The organism is Rossellomorea sp. YZS02 (assembly GCF_033963925.1).
Taxonomy (GTDB): Bacteria; Bacillota; Bacilli; order Bacillales; family Bacillaceae_B; genus Rossellomorea.
In genome coordinates, this window is record NZ_JAXBLY010000025.1 from 14,197 (window position 1) to 28,521 (window position 14,325).

Annotated in this window: 25 protein-coding genes; all 25 read right to left on the reverse strand. The window is 41.6% G+C overall.

Annotated elements, in window-relative coordinates; all coding sequences use genetic code 11:
- Positions 1 to 3 precede the first annotated feature (3 nt).
- Positions 4 to 750: a type I methionyl aminopeptidase gene (gene map / locus SLH55_RS20380; RefSeq protein WP_206857900.1), complete on the reverse strand. Its 747-nt coding sequence runs from the start codon at positions 748 to 750 to the stop codon at positions 4 to 6.
- Complete coding sequence (locus SLH55_RS20385; protein ID WP_320324380.1) at positions 750 to 1,400, reverse strand: adenylate kinase; 651 nt, start codon at positions 1,398 to 1,400, stop codon at positions 750 to 752. The genes map and SLH55_RS20385 overlap by 1 nt, the downstream gene beginning before the upstream one ends.
- 61 nt (positions 1,401 to 1,461) lie before the next feature.
- On the reverse strand, positions 1,462 to 2,754 hold the full coding sequence (gene secY / locus SLH55_RS20390) for a preprotein translocase subunit SecY (RefSeq protein WP_219166398.1): 1,293 nt from the start codon (positions 2,752 to 2,754) through the stop codon (positions 1,462 to 1,464).
- Positions 2,754 to 3,194 carry a 50S ribosomal protein L15 gene (gene rplO, locus SLH55_RS20395; RefSeq protein ID WP_206857904.1) on the reverse strand — a complete coding sequence of 147 codons (441 nt, stop codon included), beginning with the start codon at positions 3,192 to 3,194 and terminating at the stop codon, positions 2,754 to 2,756. The genes secY and rplO overlap by 1 nt, the downstream gene beginning before the upstream one ends.
- Positions 3,195 to 3,226: 32 nt before the next feature.
- On the reverse strand, positions 3,227 to 3,409 hold the full coding sequence (gene rpmD / locus SLH55_RS20400; protein WP_034765956.1) for a 50S ribosomal protein L30: 183 nt from the start codon (positions 3,407 to 3,409) through the stop codon (positions 3,227 to 3,229).
- A 13-nt stretch (positions 3,410 to 3,422) separates the two neighbouring features.
- Positions 3,423 to 3,923: a 30S ribosomal protein S5 gene (gene rpsE, locus SLH55_RS20405; RefSeq protein ID WP_044340531.1), complete on the reverse strand. Its 501-nt coding sequence runs from the start codon at positions 3,921 to 3,923 to the stop codon at positions 3,423 to 3,425.
- Positions 3,924 to 3,946: 23 nt separating this feature from the next.
- Positions 3,947 to 4,309: a 50S ribosomal protein L18 gene (rplR, locus tag SLH55_RS20410; protein ID WP_034765960.1), complete on the reverse strand. Its 363-nt coding sequence runs from the start codon at positions 4,307 to 4,309 to the stop codon at positions 3,947 to 3,949.
- Between the two features lie 33 nt (positions 4,310 to 4,342).
- Positions 4,343 to 4,882, reverse strand: a complete 540-nt coding sequence (gene rplF, locus SLH55_RS20415; RefSeq protein ID WP_219166397.1) for a 50S ribosomal protein L6 — start codon at positions 4,880 to 4,882, stop codon at positions 4,343 to 4,345.
- A 30-nt stretch (positions 4,883 to 4,912) separates the two neighbouring features.
- A complete protein-coding gene (gene rpsH, locus SLH55_RS20420) occupies positions 4,913 to 5,311 on the reverse strand; it encodes a 30S ribosomal protein S8 (protein ID WP_034765964.1) in 399 nt (132 codons plus the stop codon).
- Positions 5,312 to 5,341: 30 nt separating this feature from the next.
- Positions 5,342 to 5,527: a type Z 30S ribosomal protein S14 gene (locus SLH55_RS20425; protein ID WP_044340528.1), complete on the reverse strand. Its 186-nt coding sequence runs from the start codon at positions 5,525 to 5,527 to the stop codon at positions 5,342 to 5,344.
- A 24-nt stretch (positions 5,528 to 5,551) separates the two neighbouring features.
- The gene (gene rplE, locus SLH55_RS20430; protein ID WP_034765967.1) at positions 5,552 to 6,091 is read right to left on the reverse strand and encodes a 50S ribosomal protein L5; all 540 of its coding nucleotides are present in this window, start codon (positions 6,089 to 6,091) and stop codon (positions 5,552 to 5,554) included.
- Between the two features lie 26 nt (positions 6,092 to 6,117).
- Positions 6,118 to 6,429 (reverse strand): 50S ribosomal protein L24, encoded by a 312-nt coding sequence (gene rplX / locus SLH55_RS20435; protein WP_034765969.1) that lies wholly within the window; start codon positions 6,427 to 6,429, stop codon positions 6,118 to 6,120.
- Positions 6,430 to 6,468: 39 nt separating this feature from the next.
- On the reverse strand, positions 6,469 to 6,837 hold the full coding sequence (gene rplN, locus SLH55_RS20440; protein WP_032085280.1) for a 50S ribosomal protein L14: 369 nt from the start codon (positions 6,835 to 6,837) through the stop codon (positions 6,469 to 6,471).
- A gap of 44 nt (positions 6,838 to 6,881) precedes the next feature.
- Positions 6,882 to 7,145 (reverse strand): 30S ribosomal protein S17, encoded by a 264-nt coding sequence (rpsQ, locus tag SLH55_RS20445; protein WP_032085279.1) that lies wholly within the window; start codon positions 7,143 to 7,145, stop codon positions 6,882 to 6,884.
- A 20-nt stretch (positions 7,146 to 7,165) separates the two neighbouring features.
- The gene (rpmC, locus tag SLH55_RS20450) at positions 7,166 to 7,369 is read right to left on the reverse strand and encodes a 50S ribosomal protein L29 (RefSeq protein WP_032085278.1); all 204 of its coding nucleotides are present in this window, start codon (positions 7,367 to 7,369) and stop codon (positions 7,166 to 7,168) included.
- Complete coding sequence (rplP, locus tag SLH55_RS20455; RefSeq protein WP_034765971.1) at positions 7,359 to 7,793, reverse strand: 50S ribosomal protein L16; 435 nt, start codon at positions 7,791 to 7,793, stop codon at positions 7,359 to 7,361. The genes rpmC and rplP overlap by 11 nt, the downstream gene beginning before the upstream one ends.
- A 2-nt stretch (positions 7,794 to 7,795) precedes the next feature.
- Positions 7,796 to 8,452 carry a 30S ribosomal protein S3 gene (gene rpsC, locus SLH55_RS20460; protein ID WP_034765973.1) on the reverse strand — a complete coding sequence of 219 codons (657 nt, stop codon included), beginning with the start codon at positions 8,450 to 8,452 and terminating at the stop codon, positions 7,796 to 7,798.
- A 3-nt stretch (positions 8,453 to 8,455) separates the two neighbouring features.
- Positions 8,456 to 8,797, reverse strand: coding sequence for a 50S ribosomal protein L22 (gene rplV, locus SLH55_RS20465; protein ID WP_034765976.1), 342 nt, complete (start codon positions 8,795 to 8,797; stop codon positions 8,456 to 8,458).
- A gap of 19 nt (positions 8,798 to 8,816) precedes the next feature.
- Positions 8,817 to 9,095, reverse strand: coding sequence for a 30S ribosomal protein S19 (gene rpsS / locus SLH55_RS20470; protein WP_034765978.1), 279 nt, complete (start codon positions 9,093 to 9,095; stop codon positions 8,817 to 8,819).
- Between the two features lie 60 nt (positions 9,096 to 9,155).
- Positions 9,156 to 9,986, reverse strand: a complete 831-nt coding sequence (rplB, locus tag SLH55_RS20475) for a 50S ribosomal protein L2 (protein ID WP_044340525.1) — start codon at positions 9,984 to 9,986, stop codon at positions 9,156 to 9,158.
- Between the two features lie 31 nt (positions 9,987 to 10,017).
- Positions 10,018 to 10,302, reverse strand: coding sequence for a 50S ribosomal protein L23 (gene rplW, locus SLH55_RS20480; protein ID WP_211201344.1), 285 nt, complete (start codon positions 10,300 to 10,302; stop codon positions 10,018 to 10,020).
- A complete protein-coding gene (gene rplD / locus SLH55_RS20485; protein WP_219166396.1) occupies positions 10,302 to 10,925 on the reverse strand; it encodes a 50S ribosomal protein L4 in 624 nt (207 codons plus the stop codon). The genes rplW and rplD overlap by 1 nt, the downstream gene beginning before the upstream one ends.
- A gap of 30 nt (positions 10,926 to 10,955) precedes the next feature.
- A complete protein-coding gene (gene rplC, locus SLH55_RS20490) occupies positions 10,956 to 11,585 on the reverse strand; it encodes a 50S ribosomal protein L3 (protein WP_044340523.1) in 630 nt (209 codons plus the stop codon).
- Between the two features lie 35 nt (positions 11,586 to 11,620).
- Complete coding sequence (gene rpsJ / locus SLH55_RS20495) at positions 11,621 to 11,929, reverse strand: 30S ribosomal protein S10 (RefSeq protein ID WP_007085291.1); 309 nt, start codon at positions 11,927 to 11,929, stop codon at positions 11,621 to 11,623.
- 1,185 nt (positions 11,930 to 13,114) lie between these two features.
- Positions 13,115 to 14,305 carry an elongation factor Tu gene (tuf, locus tag SLH55_RS20500; protein WP_034765989.1) on the reverse strand — a complete coding sequence of 397 codons (1,191 nt, stop codon included), beginning with the start codon at positions 14,303 to 14,305 and terminating at the stop codon, positions 13,115 to 13,117.
- Positions 14,306 to 14,325 lie beyond the last annotated feature (20 nt).

Here is a 14,325-nt window from a genome sequence, read left to right on the forward strand (position 1 = left end):
CACTTAGGCTTTCGTCAATATCTCATAGCCGTCTTCAGTAATTGCAATGGTGTGTTCAAAGTGCGCACACATTTTATCATCTACTGTGACGACTGTCCAGTTATCTGATAACGTTCTAACATATCGACTACCTGCATTAACCATTGGTTCAATAGCCAGTACCATGCCAGGCTTCAGACGCGGACCTTTGTTGGGTGGTCCATAATGAGGGATTTGCGGGTCCTCATGTAAGTCTTGACCAACTCCGTGTCCCACATACTCCCGAACGATCGAAAAGCCATTAGCCTCAACAAAAGTTTGTATACTATGAGAGATATTCGACAGACGCTCGCCTGGTTTCGCTTCTTTTAGTCCAAGGAATAATGATTCCTCTGTAACATCCAGAAGCTTCTGGGTTTCATCATCTATTGTTCCAACTGGATATGTCCAAGCTGAGTCACCGTGATAACCGTTATATTTAGCACCGATATCGATACTGATTATATCGCCATCCTTCAATACCCGATCGCCTGGAATTCCATGTACCAACTCATTGTTGACTGAAGCACAGATGCTGCCACGAAACCCATTATACCCTTTAAAAGATGGAATTGCATCATGTTTACGAATGAATTTTTCAGCAATTGCATCCAATTCTTTCGTCGTAATTCCCGGAGAAATATACTTTTGCAATTCCGCATGAGTTAATGCAACGATCTTACCAGCATGCCGCATAATCTCAATCTCTCTCGGAGTTTTAGAAATGATCATTATGAAAGGCCTCCAAGTAGTTCATCAATGTCATCAAACACTCTATGGATGTCTTGTTGACCGTCAATGTTTTTCAGATAGCCCTTATCTTCGTAGTAAGCCAATAGTGGTTGGGTTTGTGTGATGTTTACGTCCAAACGGTTTTGAACTGTTTCTTCGTTATCATCTGCGCGTTGATATAACTCGCCGCCGCAGCGATCACAAACACCCTCTTCTGTTGGCGGGTTAAAGACAAGATGATAAGTAGCGCCGCACTCTTTACAGATTCTGCGACCTGTCAAGCGCTCCATCAGGATGTCCTTATCTACATTTATATTAATGACATAATTCATTTTTTTACCAAGATCAGCTAGGATGTTTTCAAGTGCTTCTGCCTGAGCAACCGTTCTCGGAAACCCATCCAGTAAGAAGCCTTTTTCACAGTCCGCTTTGCTTAATCGTTCACGTACGATGCCGATTGTTACTTCATCAGGAACAAGATCGCCATTATCCATGAATGATTTAGCCTTCAAGCCTAGTTCAGTACCTTCTTTAATAGCTGCACGGAACATATCGCCTGTAGAGATATGGGGGATACCATATTTATCTACGATCTTTTCAGCTTGAGTGCCTTTTCCTGCGCCTGGTAAGCCCATAAGAACTATATTCACTCGTACTCCCCCTAATTGTCTATAAAATGGTTTCAGGAACGATACGTTCCCGAAAACCCTCTTATTTAATGAATCCTTTGTAGTGACGTTTCACTAACTGTGCCTCTAGTTGCTTCATTGTCTCAAGTGCAACCCCTACTACGATCAGTAAGCTTGTTCCACCGATTTGAGCTGCAGGAGGTAATCCTGCAAAGTTAATGAAGAAAACTGGTAGGACTGAAATGACAGCTAAGAAGATAGCCCCAACAAATGTTAGACGATACAGAACGCGAGTGAGATACTCTTGTGTGGTTTTACCTGGACGAATACCAGGGATATATCCACCTTGCTTCTTCAAGTTTTCAGCCATTTGTTCTGGATTCACTTGAATGAAAGCATAGAAATACGTAAAGGCAACGATCAGAGCTACATAGATGATCATACCAACTGGTTTGGTGTAATCAAAAATGTACTGGATAGTACTGGTCACATCATTATCTCCAAAGAAGGATGAAATGGTCTGTGGCGTGATAATGAAAGATATCGCAAAGATAACTGGAATAACACCCGCAGCATTTACCTTTAATGGTAGATGTGTTGATTGTCCACCAACCGGACTACGCCCCACTAAACGTTTTGCATATTGAATCGGAATTTTACGAAGTGCTTGTTGGATAAACACGACACCAACCACGATTGCAATAACCGCTAAAACAAGAAGTGCAAGAACCACAATGCGAAGGAAGAGCTGTTCGCCTGCCCCCTCGATTTGTTGAGCATAGATTTGGTTGACAGTGTTAGGGATCGCAGCGACGATACCCGCAAAGATCAGGATCGAAATACCATTCCCAACACCTTTAGCCGTGATTTGTTCACCCAACCACATAAGAAAAGCCGTACCAGCTGTTAGAACTAACGCTATTAGTAGGTACGTACTGACTCCCGGGCTTTGGATAAGCATTCCACCGTAAATTCTATTGAAGCCATAGGACATACCTAAAGCTTGGATAAACCCTAGAATGATAGTGAAATAACGTGTGAACTGAGCTAGTTTACGGCGCCCGACTTCACCTTGCTTAGACCACTCAGTAAACTTCGGCACAACATCCATTTGCAGGAGCTGTACAATGATCGAAGCCGTGATATAAGGCATGATTCCCATCGCGAAGATGGAGAAGTTCTTTAACGCACCGCCACCAAATGTATTCAGGAATCCAAGGATCCCTGCCTGGTCTTGCATTTTTAGTACATTAGCGTCTACGTTTGGTACCGGAATAAAGGTACCAAGACGAAAGACAATTAACATTAGAAGGGTGAAGATAATTTTGTTTCTTATATCACCCACGCGCATAAAATTGGAGACAGTTTGAAACATTAGATCACCTCGGATGTACCGCCAGCAGCTTCGATAGCTTCTTTAGCAGTGGTTGAGAATTTGTTTGCTTTTACTGTAAGCTTTTTCTCGATTGAACCTTTACCAAGAATCTTAATTCCTGCTTTTTCGTTTCTCACTACACCAGATTCTACAAGTAGAGCTGGAGTAACTTCTGTACCATCTTCGAAGCGATTCAATGCGTCAAGATTGACGATTGCATATTCTTTACGATTGATGTTCGTGAATCCACGTTTTGGTAGACGTTGGAACAATGGTGTTTGACCACCCTCGAAGCCAGGACGAGTTCCGCCACCTGAACGGGCGTTTTGTCCTTTATGACCTTTACCAGCAGTCTTTCCATTACCTGAACCAATACCACGTCCTACACGATTGCGGACTTTACGTGAACCTTCTGTAGGCTTTAACTCATGTAATTTCATGTCGGCACCTCCTTCTTTTTAAGCGTTAAGAATTATTTTTCAGTTACTGTAACAAGGTGAGCCACTTTGTTGATCATACCGCGGATAGCAGCATTATCTTGTTGCTCAACTGTTTGGTGCATTTTGCGAAGTCCTAAAGCTTCAACCGTTTTGCGTTGATCTTGAGGACGGCCAATGATGCTGCGAGTGAGGGTAATTTCTAGTTTGTTAGCCATCGTTATCCCTCCCTTAACCTAAGATCTCTTCTACTGATTTACCACGTAGTTTAGCTACGTCTTCAGCACGCTTTAATTGTTTTAAACCTTCGATAGTAGCGCGAACCATGTTAATTGGAGTGTTAGATCCTAATGATTTAGATAGGATATCTTGAACACCAGCTAATTCAAGTACGGCACGAACAGGTCCACCGGCGATGATTCCTGTACCCGCAGAAGCAGGTTTGATCAGGATCTGACCAGCACCAAATCGTCCAGTTACTAGGTGAGGAGTTGTACCTTCAACCATAGGAACTTCAATTAGATTTTTCTTCGCATCTTCAATCGCTTTACGGATTGCATCAGGTACTTCCTGAGCTTTACCAGTTCCGAAACCAACGTGACCGTTTTTGTCGCCCACTACTACAAGAGCAGCGAAACGGAAACGACGTCCACCTTTAACTACTTTCGCAACACGATTGATTGTAACTACGCGTTCTTCAAATTCTAGTTTGCTTGGATCAATACGACGCATCTGGATTGTCCCTCCTTTTTTTATTAAAATTCTAAGCCGTTTTCACGAGCTGCTTCAGCTAAAGCTTTGATACGGCCATGATATAAATATCCACCACGGTCAAATACTACGGATTTTAATCCTTTTTCTACTGCACGTTTCGCAACTAGTTCTCCAACTTTTGCTGCTGCATCAGTTGTAGCAGAAGAATCTAGGTTGAAATCTTTATCTTGAGAAGATGCACTAACTAGAGTAACACCATTCATATCATCGATAAGTTGAGCGTAGATATTTTTGTTAGAACGGAAAACGTTCAAACGAGGACGAGTTTCAGTTCCAGTAATCTTTGAACGGACACGAGCATGTCTTTTCTTACGTGTTTTGTTCTTATCTGGCTTAGTAATCACCTACGGTCACTCCTTTCTTTTGCCTACGCGGCATTATTTACCTGTTTTACCTTCTTTACGACGAACATATTCACCTTCGTAGCGAATACCTTTTCCTTTGTAAGGCTCAGGAGAGCGTACAGCACGAATGTTAGCAGCTAATGCTCCAACACGTTCTTTGTCGATACCTTTGATAGATATCTTTGTATTAGCTGGTACTTCGATCTCGATACCTTGTTCTGGTTCGATCTCAACTGGGTGAGAGTAACCAACGTTAAGTACAAGCTTCGTACCTTGTTTTTGAGCACGGTAACCTACACCGACTAGCTCAAGATTTCTTTGGAATCCTTTAGATACACCTTCAACCATGTTCGCGATTAGGGCACGAGTTGTACCGTGTAACGCGCGGTGTTCTTTTGCATCAGAAGGACGAGTAACTGTCGCTACGTTTCCTTCTAATTCAACTTTAATATCAGAATTGAATGTACGAGAAAGTTCCCCTTTAGGTCCTTTTACAGTTACAGTGTTGTTTTCACCTACTGTTAGAGTAACGTCAGATGGAATTTCTACTGGTAGTTTTCCTACACGTGACATCCTGTTGCACCTCCATTCATATAAAAAATATTACCAAACGTAAGCTAGTACTTCTCCGCCTACTTGTTGAGCACGAGCTTCTTTATCAGTTAAAACACCTGTAGAAGTAGAAACAAGTGCGATACCTAAACCGTTTAGTACTTTAGGTACCTCTGTTGATTTTGCATATACACGTAAACCAGGTTTAGAGATACGCTTTAATCCAGTAATTACTCGTTCGTTGTTTGCTCCATATTTTAAGAAAATGCGGATAACACCTTGCTTGTTATCTTCTACATATTCTACGTCACGTACGAAACCTTCACGTTTAAGGATTTCTGCAATTTCTTTCTTGATGTTAGAAGCAGGAACTTCTAATCTTTCGTGACGAACCATGTTCGCATTACGGATGCGAGTTAGCAAATCTGCAATTGGATCTGTCATTGTCATAATAATTTACCTCCTTCCCAATATAGGGTATTACCAACTAGCTTTCTTAACGCCAGGAATCTGACCCTTGTATGCAAGTTCACGGAAACAAATACGGCAAAGCTTGAATTTACGGATAACTGAATGAGGACGTCCGCAACGTTCGCAACGAGTGTACGCTTGAACATTATGCTTTGGCGCGCGTTTTTGTTTCGCAATCATAGATTTTTTAGCCACATTTTCGCCTCCCTTATATAGCGATTACTTTTGGAATGGCATTCCGATTTGTGTCAATAATTCACGAGCTTCTTCGTCTGTGTTCGCAGTTGTTACGATAACGATATCCATACCGCGTACTTTAGACACTTTATCATAATCAATCTCAGGGAAAATCAATTGCTCTTTAACTCCTAATGTGTAGTTACCGCGACCGTCGAATGCTTTTTTAGAAACACCACGGAAGTCACGTACACGTGGAAGTGAAACAGAAATTAATTTATCTAAGAATTGGTACATACGCTCTCCGCGTAGAGTAACTTTTGCACCGATTGGCATACCTTCACGAAGACGGAAGCCTGCGATAGATTTTTTAGCTTTTGTAACAACTGGTTTTTGACCAGTGATTTGAGTTAATTCATCAACAGCTACATCAAGAGCTTTTGAGTTTTGAACAGCATCACCGATACCCATGTTGACAACGATCTTTTCAACTTTAGGTACTTCCATTACTGATTTGTAATTGAATTTGCTAACTAGAGCTGGACTGATTTCTTGTTGAAATTTTTCTTTTAGGCGGTTCATTCAGAATACCTCCCTTCTTAATCGTACTATTTATCTAGAACTTCACCTGATTTTTTTGCTACACGTACTTTTTTGCCGTCTTCTGTCTTGTAACCTACACGAGTTGGCTCGTTAGATTTCGGATCTAGAAGCATAACATTTGATACATGGATAGATGCTTCCTGGCTGATGATTCCGCCTTGCGGGTTCATCTGTGAAGGCTTAGCGTGTTTTTTCACAACGTTGATACCTTCAACTAGCACTCGGTCTTTCTTTGGGAATGAAGCAAGAACAACACCTGTTTTGCCTTTGTCTTTCCCAGTAATGACCATTACTTTATCGCCTTTTTTTACATGCATTTCATCGCACCTCCTTGAATGGCCCAATGCTAATATCTATTAAAGAACTTCTGGAGCTAAAGATACAATTTTCATAAAGTTGCTGTCACGTAGTTCACGGGCAACAGGTCCGAAGATACGAGTTCCACGTGGTCCTTTATCGTCACGGATAATGACACAAGCGTTCTCGTCGAACTTGATGTAAGTACCGTCTTGACGACGTACACCAGACTTAGTACGTACAACAACCGCTTTTACTACGTCACCTTTTTTAACAACGCCACCTGGTGTTGCTTGTTTTACTGTACACACGATAACATCACCGATGTTAGCTGTCTTGCGTCCAGAACCACCAAGTACTTTGATAGTTAATACTTCACGAGCACCAGAGTTGTCAGCAACTTTTAAACGTGATTCTTGTTGAATCATGTAGGTAACCTCCCTTCGGAATATAAAATATCCGAACAAATATATTAGATAATAACTGCTTTTTCAACAACTTCTACTAAACGGAAACGTTTTGTAGCAGATAGTGGACGAGTCTCCATGATACGTACGATATCGCCTACTTTTGCTTCGTTGTTCTCATCATGAGTTTTAAACTTCTTAGAGTACTTAACGCGCTTGCCGTATAGAGAATGCTTTTTATAAGTTTCTACCATAACCGTTACTGTTTTATCCATTTTGTCGGAAACAACACGGCCAGTGTATACCTTACGTTGGTTGCGGTCACTCATTTAAGCAAACCTCCTCTCATTTATCGATTGTTAACCCCGATCTCTCTTTCACGGATTACAGTTTTCATACGAGCGATCCCTTTGCGGACTTCACGGATGCGAGCTGTATTTTCTAATTGCCCAGTCGCAAGTTGGAAGCGAAGGTTAAATAACTCTTCTTTCAGAGTTTTTACTTTTTGTTCTATTTCAGCAGTGGTTAGGTCACGAATTTCATTAGTTTTCATTTGATTCACCACCAATTTCCTCACGTTTTACAAACTTCGTTTTGATTGGAAGTTTATGTGATGCTAGACGAAGTGCTTCACGAGCAACCTCTTCAGAAACACCAGCGATTTCAAACATGATTTTTCCAGGCTTAACTACTGCTACCCAACCTTCTGGAGCACCTTTACCTGAACCCATACGTACTTCTAAAGGCTTAGCAGTGTAAGGCTTATGAGGGAAGATTTTAATCCATACTTTACCGCCACGTTTCATGTAACGAGTCATAGCGATACGAGCTGATTCGATTTGACGGTTTGTGATCCAAGAAGCCTCAACTGCTTGTAAACCGTATTCACCGAACGCTACTTCTTGACCGCCTTTAGCACGTCCACGCATTTTTCCGCGGTGTTCGCGACGATGTTTAACGCGTTTAGGTAATAACATAATTATTTGCCTCCTTCCTCAGATTTCTTTCTTGTAGGAAGAACTTCTCCACGATAGATCCATACTTTAACGCCAAGCTTACCGTAAGTTGTGTCAGCTTCTGCATGAGCATAGTCAATGTCAGCGCGTAGTGTATGAAGTGGAACAGTACCTTCACTGTAATGTTCTGCACGAGCGATATCTGCTCCGCCTAGACGACCAGATACTTGTGTTTTAATTCCTTTTGCACCAGCACGCATCGCACGTTGGATTGATTGCTTCTGAGCACGACGGAAAGAAACACGGTTTTCTAATTGACGAGCGATGTTTTCAGCTACTAATTTAGCATCAACGTCAGCTCTTTTGATTTCAACGATGTTGATGTGTACACGTTTTGAAGTAAGTTCGTTAAGTGCTTTACGAAGTGCTTCAACTTCTGTACCACCTTTACCGATAACCATACCAGGCTTAGCTGTATGAACGGTAATGTTAATACGGTTTGCTGCGCGTTCGATTTCTACTTTAGAAACAGAAGCGTCAACTAAACGTTTTGCAATATATTCACGTACTTTAATGTCTTCGTGTAATAGATTAGCGTAATCTTTATCTGCGTACCATTTAGATTCCCAATCACGGATTATACCGACACGAAGTCCGACCGGATGTACTTTTTGACCCACAGCTTATCCCTCCTTCTTTTCTGATACGACAAGTGTAATGTGACTTGTACGTTTGTTGATTTGACTTGCACGTCCCATCGCACGAGGACGGAAACGTTTAAGTGTTGGTCCTTCATTTACATAAGCCTCAGTTACCACTAGGCTATTAATATCCATGTCAAAGTTGTGCTCTGCGTTCGCAATAGCAGACTTAAGTACTTTTTCGATTACTGGTGAAGCAGCTTTAGGTGTATGCTTTAAGATAGCAACCGCTTCTCCAACTTGCTTACCTCGGATTAGATCAACGACTAAACGTACTTTACGAGGAGCAATACGTACTGTTCTTGCAACAGCTTTTGCTTGCATTAGGATACCCTCCTCTCAATTAGCGTCTTGTTTTCTTATCATCACTTGCATGACCTTTGTAAGTACGAGATGGTGCGAATTCACCAAGCTTGTGTCCTACCATGTCTTCAGTGACGTATACAGGTACATGTTTACGACCATCGTAAACTGCGATAGTGTGACCGATGAATGCTGGGAAGATCGTTGAGCGACGAGACCAAGTTTTCACAACTTGTTTGCCTTCAGTTTCGTTCAATTTTTCGATCTTAGTCATTAAATGATCATCAACAAAAGGTCCTTTTTTTAAGCTACGACCCATGTTTGAACCTCCCTTCGTGATTGACCTACGGCTCTTTTCAGGAACCGTAGCACAATCCCGTTATTTTTTGCGACGACGCACAATAAATTTATCAGATTTGTTGTTTTTCTTACGTGTCTTGTATCCAAGAGTAGGTTTACCCCATGGAGACATTGGTGATTTACGTCCGATTGGAGCGCGTCCTTCACCACCACCGTGTGGGTGATCGTTAGGGTTCATTACAGAACCACGAACTGTTGGGCGTTTACCTAACCAACGAGAACGTCCTGCTTTACCAATGTTGATAAGTTCGTGTTGCTCATTTCCAACTTGACCTACAGTAGCACGACAAGCAGAAAGGATCATACGAGTTTCACCAGAGTTCAAACGTACAAGAACATATTTACCTTCTTTACCAAGTACTTGAGCAGATGTTCCAGCAGAACGAACCAACTGGCCACCTTTACCTGGTTTAAGTTCAATATTGTGTACGATTGTACCAACTGGGATGTTGATAAGTGGTAATGCATTACCTACTTTGATATCAGCTTCAGGTCCAGACATTACTTCCATACCTACTTCGATTGTTTTCGGAGCCAGGATGTAACGTTTTTCTCCATCAGCGTAATTGATTAGTGCAATGTTTGCAGAGCGGTTTGGATCGTATTCGATCGTAGCAACGCGTCCAGGTATACCATCTTTTTCACGTTTGAAATCGATGATACGGTATTGACGCTTATGACCGCCACCTTGATGACGAACTGTTAACTTACCTTGGTTGTTACGGCCACCCTTTTTGTGTAGGGGTGCTAAAAGTGACTTTTCCGGAGAATCTGTTGTGATTTCAGCGAAATCAGAACTAGTCATTCCGCGACGACCATTAGAGGTAGGTTTATACTTTTTAATCGCCATGTTTTTCCCTCCTCTTCTTAATTAAAGAATTTTATACTTCAAAGAATTCGATTTCTTTACTGTCAGCAGTAAGTTTAACGATAGCTTTACGACGCTTGTTAGTGTAACCAGCGTGTTTACCCATACGCTTGAACTTACCTTTGTAGTTCATGATGTTTACTTTATCTACTTTCACGTCAAAGATTTCTTGAACGGCGTCTTTTACTTGAGTTTTATTGGCTCTAGTATCAACTTCGAAAGTATATTTTTTCTCAGACATAAGATCAGTTGAAGCCTCTGTAATTACGGGGCGCTTAATGATTTCACGTACATCCATTATGCGAGCACCTCCTCTACTTTTTCAACAGCTGATTTAGTCATCACTAGTTTGTCATGTCCTAGTACGTCCAGAACGCTAATTCCTTCTGCAGCAACAACAGTTACACCAGGGATGTTACGAGCTGAAAGTGCTACGTTTTCGTCAAGACCGTCAGTGATTACTAATGTTTTAGAATCAACAGAAAGACCTTTAAGAACGTTAGCAAATTCTTTTGTTTTAGGAGCATCGAATGATAATGCTTCTAATACTAAGATGTTTTCTTCTACTACTTTAGAAGAAAGTGCAGATTTAATCGCTAAGCGACGAACTTTCTTAGGAAGTTTGTAGCTGTAGCTGCGTGGAACTGGTCCAAATACAGTACCACCACCGCGCCATTGTGGAGAACGGATTGACCCTTGACGAGCACGACCTGTTCCTTTTTGACGCCAAGGCTTACGCCCACCGCCACGTACTTCAGAACGATTTTTTACTTTGTGATTACCCTGGCGTAAAGAAGCTCTTTGCATCAATACTGCTTCAGTCATCACGTGTGTGTTTGGTTCAATACCAAAAACAGTGTCATTAAGTTCGATATCACCAACTTTAGAACCGCTTTGGTTAAATAATGCTACTTTCGGCATTCTTGTTTCCTCCTTTCTTGAAAAGTTCTATTAGTTTGCTTTAATAGCTGACTTTACTTTGATCAGTTGTTTCTTAGGGCCAGGTACATTACCTTTTACTAAGATAAGGTTACGCTCAGCATCAACTTTTACAATTTCAAGGTTTTGAATTGTAATTTGCTCTCCGCCCATACGTCCAGGTAGTAATTTACCTTTGAATACACGGTTTGGATCAACAGGACCCATTGAACCAGGACGACGGTGGTAACGAGAACCGTGAGACATTGGTCCGCGAGATTGGTTGTGACGCTTGATAGCACCTTGGAAACCTTTACCTTTTGAAACTCCTGTTACATCTACGATTTCGCCTGCTGCGAAAATATCAACTTTGACTTCTTGACCAACTTCGTACTCTTCTACGTTTACACCGCGGATTTCACGGATGAAGCGCTTAGGAGCAGTTTCAGCTTTAGCAACGTGGCCTCTCTCTGGTTTGTTAGAAAGCTTTTCACGTTTGTCTTCAAAACCTACTTGGATAGCTTCGTAGCCATCAACATCGATAGATTTCTTTTGAAGTACCACGTTTTGAGCAGCTTCGATAACAGTTACAGGGATAAGATCACCGTTTTCAGCGAAAACTTGAGTCATACCAATCTTTCTTCCTAAGATTCCTTTGGTCATAAGTCACACCTCCTAATTATTATGGTTTTTATGAATTAAAGTTTGATTTCGATATCTACACCTGATGGTAAGTCTAAACGCATAAGCGCATCAACTGTTTGAGGTGTTGGGTTTACAATGTCGATTAAGCGTTTGTGAGTACGCATTTCGAATTGCTCACGAGAATCTTTGTATTTGTGCACAGCACGTAAGATTGTGTAAACAGACTTTTCTGTTGGTAGTGGGATCGGTCCAGAAACCGCCGCACCAGAACGTTTTGCTGTTTCAACAATTTTCTCAGCTGATTGATCAAGAATTCTGTGATCATAAGCCTTTAAACGGATACGAATCTTTTGTTTTGCCATTATTTTCCCTCCTTTATCGCCTATTTTTGAATAGACATTCTCCACAGAAATTTCCCACACACTCGCCATGGCAAAGCGGCCGTGTGTGTCAGCAACCTTCTGTTTCATCGCAGTCAAAGACCAACATTGTCTATTATAACTAAAACACCCAGAAGAAGCAAGAGTTTCTTGCAATTTCTTTATGTTTTGCACACTTTCTCTATTATACAAACGAACCGTTATATTTTCAAGGTTATGTGGTATTTTCACAATATTTAATATAACAATTCTTATTAGGTACTATATGTGTTTAGTGAAAATGAAATCTATTTTTTAAGAGCGAGTGCATGTTGATTTCCACTCCAGTCAGCTCGCTTTCCGCGGGGCTGGCGGTGAGCCTCCTCGGGCTTCGCCCTGTGGGGTCTCAAGATCCAGCTACTGCGGCTAGTCCCTCGAGGTCATAAGTCAAATCAACCAAAAAGGCAAAGAACGCCTTTTCGATTGATTCGCCTTATGCTTGTCGGGCCTGACCAAGCCGCCTCCGCTTTTCATCCTGTCCCACGTTTCCCGCAGGAGTCGAGCTGTCTTCCGTTCCAATCAACAATGGGTTACTTAGTACACTGGTATAGAGAACAGCTCTAAGATTTCATATGATTTCAAAAGTTCGAATGCGGTCATTAGCTTTAATGAAATTTTATTAACATTTCAAGGACCACATTATATATAGAAGAAAGTCGCAAATATATACATTCGTGTTAGATGTAAGTATCTTTCTACCTCATAACTCAAAATGAGGGTGAGGTAAGAGAATTTCAGCGGAGAAAAGTACGAACAATCATTCTAGGTTCTTTGATCAATATCGAACCTGGTAACCATATTGTCGTTTATTCAAAAGCAAATAATTTGAATTTGGCATTCACCAGCTGTTGATTGGAGTGCAAGACGGAGACTCCTTCGGGAAAGCGAAATTGGTGAGACCCCGCAGGAGCGATAGCGACAAGGAGGCTCGCCTTTCGCCCGAGGAAAGCGGAGTCTTGCACGGAAATCAACAGCGGTGTCAGAAAGCAATTCTTATTTCCATGTCTGTACAATAAATTCTTAAATAGCTTGAACATATTCTAATCAACCAACCATTTCTTCCTTATATTATATTTGAACACAAAAAAACAGATGGACAAAAAGTCCATCTGTTTTTGATATCATTGATTACTCAGTGATTGTAGCTACTACTCCAGCACCTACAGTACGTCCACCCTCACGGATAGAGAACTTAGTACCTTCTTCGATAGCGATTGGAGCGATAAGCTCAACAGTCATTTCGATGTTATCGCCAGGCATAACCATTTCTACACCTTCAGGAAGGTTACAGATACCAGTTACGTCAGTTGTACGGAAGTAGAACTGAGGGCGGTAGTTAGTGAAGAATGGAGTGTGACGTCCACCTTCTTCTTTAGAAAGAACATAAACTTCTGCTTTGAACTTAGTGTGTGGAGTGATTGTACCTGGCTTAGCAAGTACTTGTCCACGTTGGATATCTTCACGAGCTACACCACGAAGTAGTGCACCGATGTTGTCTCCAGCTTCAGCATAGTCAAGAAGCTTACGGAACATTTCTACACCTGTTACAGTAGTAGATTTTGGCTCTTCAGAAAGACCGATGATGTCGATAGTGTCTCCAACTTTAACTTGTCCACGCTCCACACGACCTGTAGCAACTGTTCCACGACCTGTGATTGAGAATACGTCCTCAACAGGCATCATGAATGGCTTGTCAGTGTCACGCTCTGGAGTTGGGATGTAGCTATCTACAGCTTCCATAAGTTCGAAGATTTTCGCTTCCCACTCAGCATCTCCTTCAAGAGCTTTAAGAGCAGAACCTTTGATTACTGGTACGTCATCGCCAGGGAAATCGTACTCAGAAAGAAGGTCACGTACTTCCATTTCTACTAATTCAAGTAGTTCTTCGTCGTCTACCATGTCACATTTGTTCATGAATACAACTAGGTATGGAACACCTACTTGACGAGAAAGAAGGATGTGCTCACGAGTTTGTGGCATTGGGCCATCAGCAGCAGATACTACTAGGATCCCACCATCCATTTGTGCAGCACCAGTGATCATGTTTTTAACATAGTCAGCATGTCCTGGGCAGTCAACGTGTGCATAGTGACGAGTATCAGTTTCATACTCAACGTGTGCAGTAGAGATTGTGATTCCACGTTCTCTTTCTTCTGGAGCACCATCGATTTGGTCATATGCCATTGCAGTTCCACGACCATACTTCTTGTGAAGTGTAGTTGTGATTGCAGCTGTTAGAGTTGTTTTACCGTGGTCAACGTGACCGATTGTACCGATATTCGCATGTTGCTTGGAACGATCAAATTTTTCCTTACCCATTTGAAAATCCTCCTTTGATT

Coding starts and splice junctions, on each gene's coding strand:
- rpmC (WP_032085278.1), bottom strand. CDS start 7,369: ATGAAAACTAATGAAATTCGTGACCTAACCACTGCTGAAATAGAACAA.
- rplO (WP_206857904.1), bottom strand. CDS start 3,194: ATGAAATTACATGAGTTAAAGCCTACAGAAGGTTCACGTAAAGTCCGC.
- rplW (WP_211201344.1), bottom strand. CDS start 10,302: ATGGATGTACGTGAAATCATTAAGCGCCCCGTAATTACAGAGGCTTCA.
- rpsH (WP_034765964.1), bottom strand. CDS start 5,311: ATGACAATGACAGATCCAATTGCAGATTTGCTAACTCGCATCCGTAAT.
- tuf (WP_034765989.1), bottom strand. CDS start 14,305: ATGGGTAAGGAAAAATTTGATCGTTCCAAGCAACATGCGAATATCGGT.
- secY (WP_219166398.1), bottom strand. CDS start 2,754: ATGTTTCAAACTGTCTCCAATTTTATGCGCGTGGGTGATATAAGAAAC.
- map (WP_206857900.1), bottom strand. CDS start 750: ATGATCATTTCTAAAACTCCGAGAGAGATTGAGATTATGCGGCATGCT.
- rpsQ (WP_032085279.1), bottom strand. CDS start 7,145: ATGAGTGACCGCAACCAACGTAAGGTATACACTGGCCGTGTTGTTTCC.
- rpsS (WP_034765978.1), bottom strand. CDS start 9,095: ATGGGTCGTAGCTTAAAAAAAGGACCTTTTGTTGATGATCATTTAATG.
- rplP (WP_034765971.1), bottom strand. CDS start 7,793: ATGTTATTACCTAAACGCGTTAAACATCGTCGCGAACACCGCGGAAAA.
- rplC (WP_044340523.1), bottom strand. CDS start 11,585: ATGACCAAAGGAATCTTAGGAAGAAAGATTGGTATGACTCAAGTTTTC.
- rplF (WP_219166397.1), bottom strand. CDS start 4,882: ATGTCACGTGTAGGAAAACTACCAGTAGAAATTCCATCTGACGTTACT.
- rplE (WP_034765967.1), bottom strand. CDS start 6,091: ATGAACCGCCTAAAAGAAAAATTTCAACAAGAAATCAGTCCAGCTCTA.
- rplV (WP_034765976.1), bottom strand. CDS start 8,797: ATGCAAGCAAAAGCTGTTGCAAGAACAGTACGTATTGCTCCTCGTAAA.
- rplB (WP_044340525.1), bottom strand. CDS start 9,986: ATGGCGATTAAAAAGTATAAACCTACCTCTAATGGTCGTCGCGGAATG.
- rpsJ (WP_007085291.1), bottom strand. CDS start 11,929: ATGGCAAAACAAAAGATTCGTATCCGTTTAAAGGCTTATGATCACAGA.
- rplD (WP_219166396.1), bottom strand. CDS start 10,925: ATGCCGAAAGTAGCATTATTTAACCAAAGCGGTTCTAAAGTTGGTGAT.
- rpsE (WP_044340531.1), bottom strand. CDS start 3,923: ATGCGTCGTATTGATCCAAGCAAACTAGAATTTGAAGAACGCGTAGTT.
- rpmD (WP_034765956.1), bottom strand. CDS start 3,409: ATGGCTAACAAACTAGAAATTACCCTCACTCGCAGCATCATTGGCCGT.
- rplN (WP_032085280.1), bottom strand. CDS start 6,837: ATGATTCAACAAGAATCACGTTTAAAAGTTGCTGACAACTCTGGTGCT.
- rplX (WP_034765969.1), bottom strand. CDS start 6,429: ATGCATGTAAAAAAAGGCGATAAAGTAATGGTCATTACTGGGAAAGAC.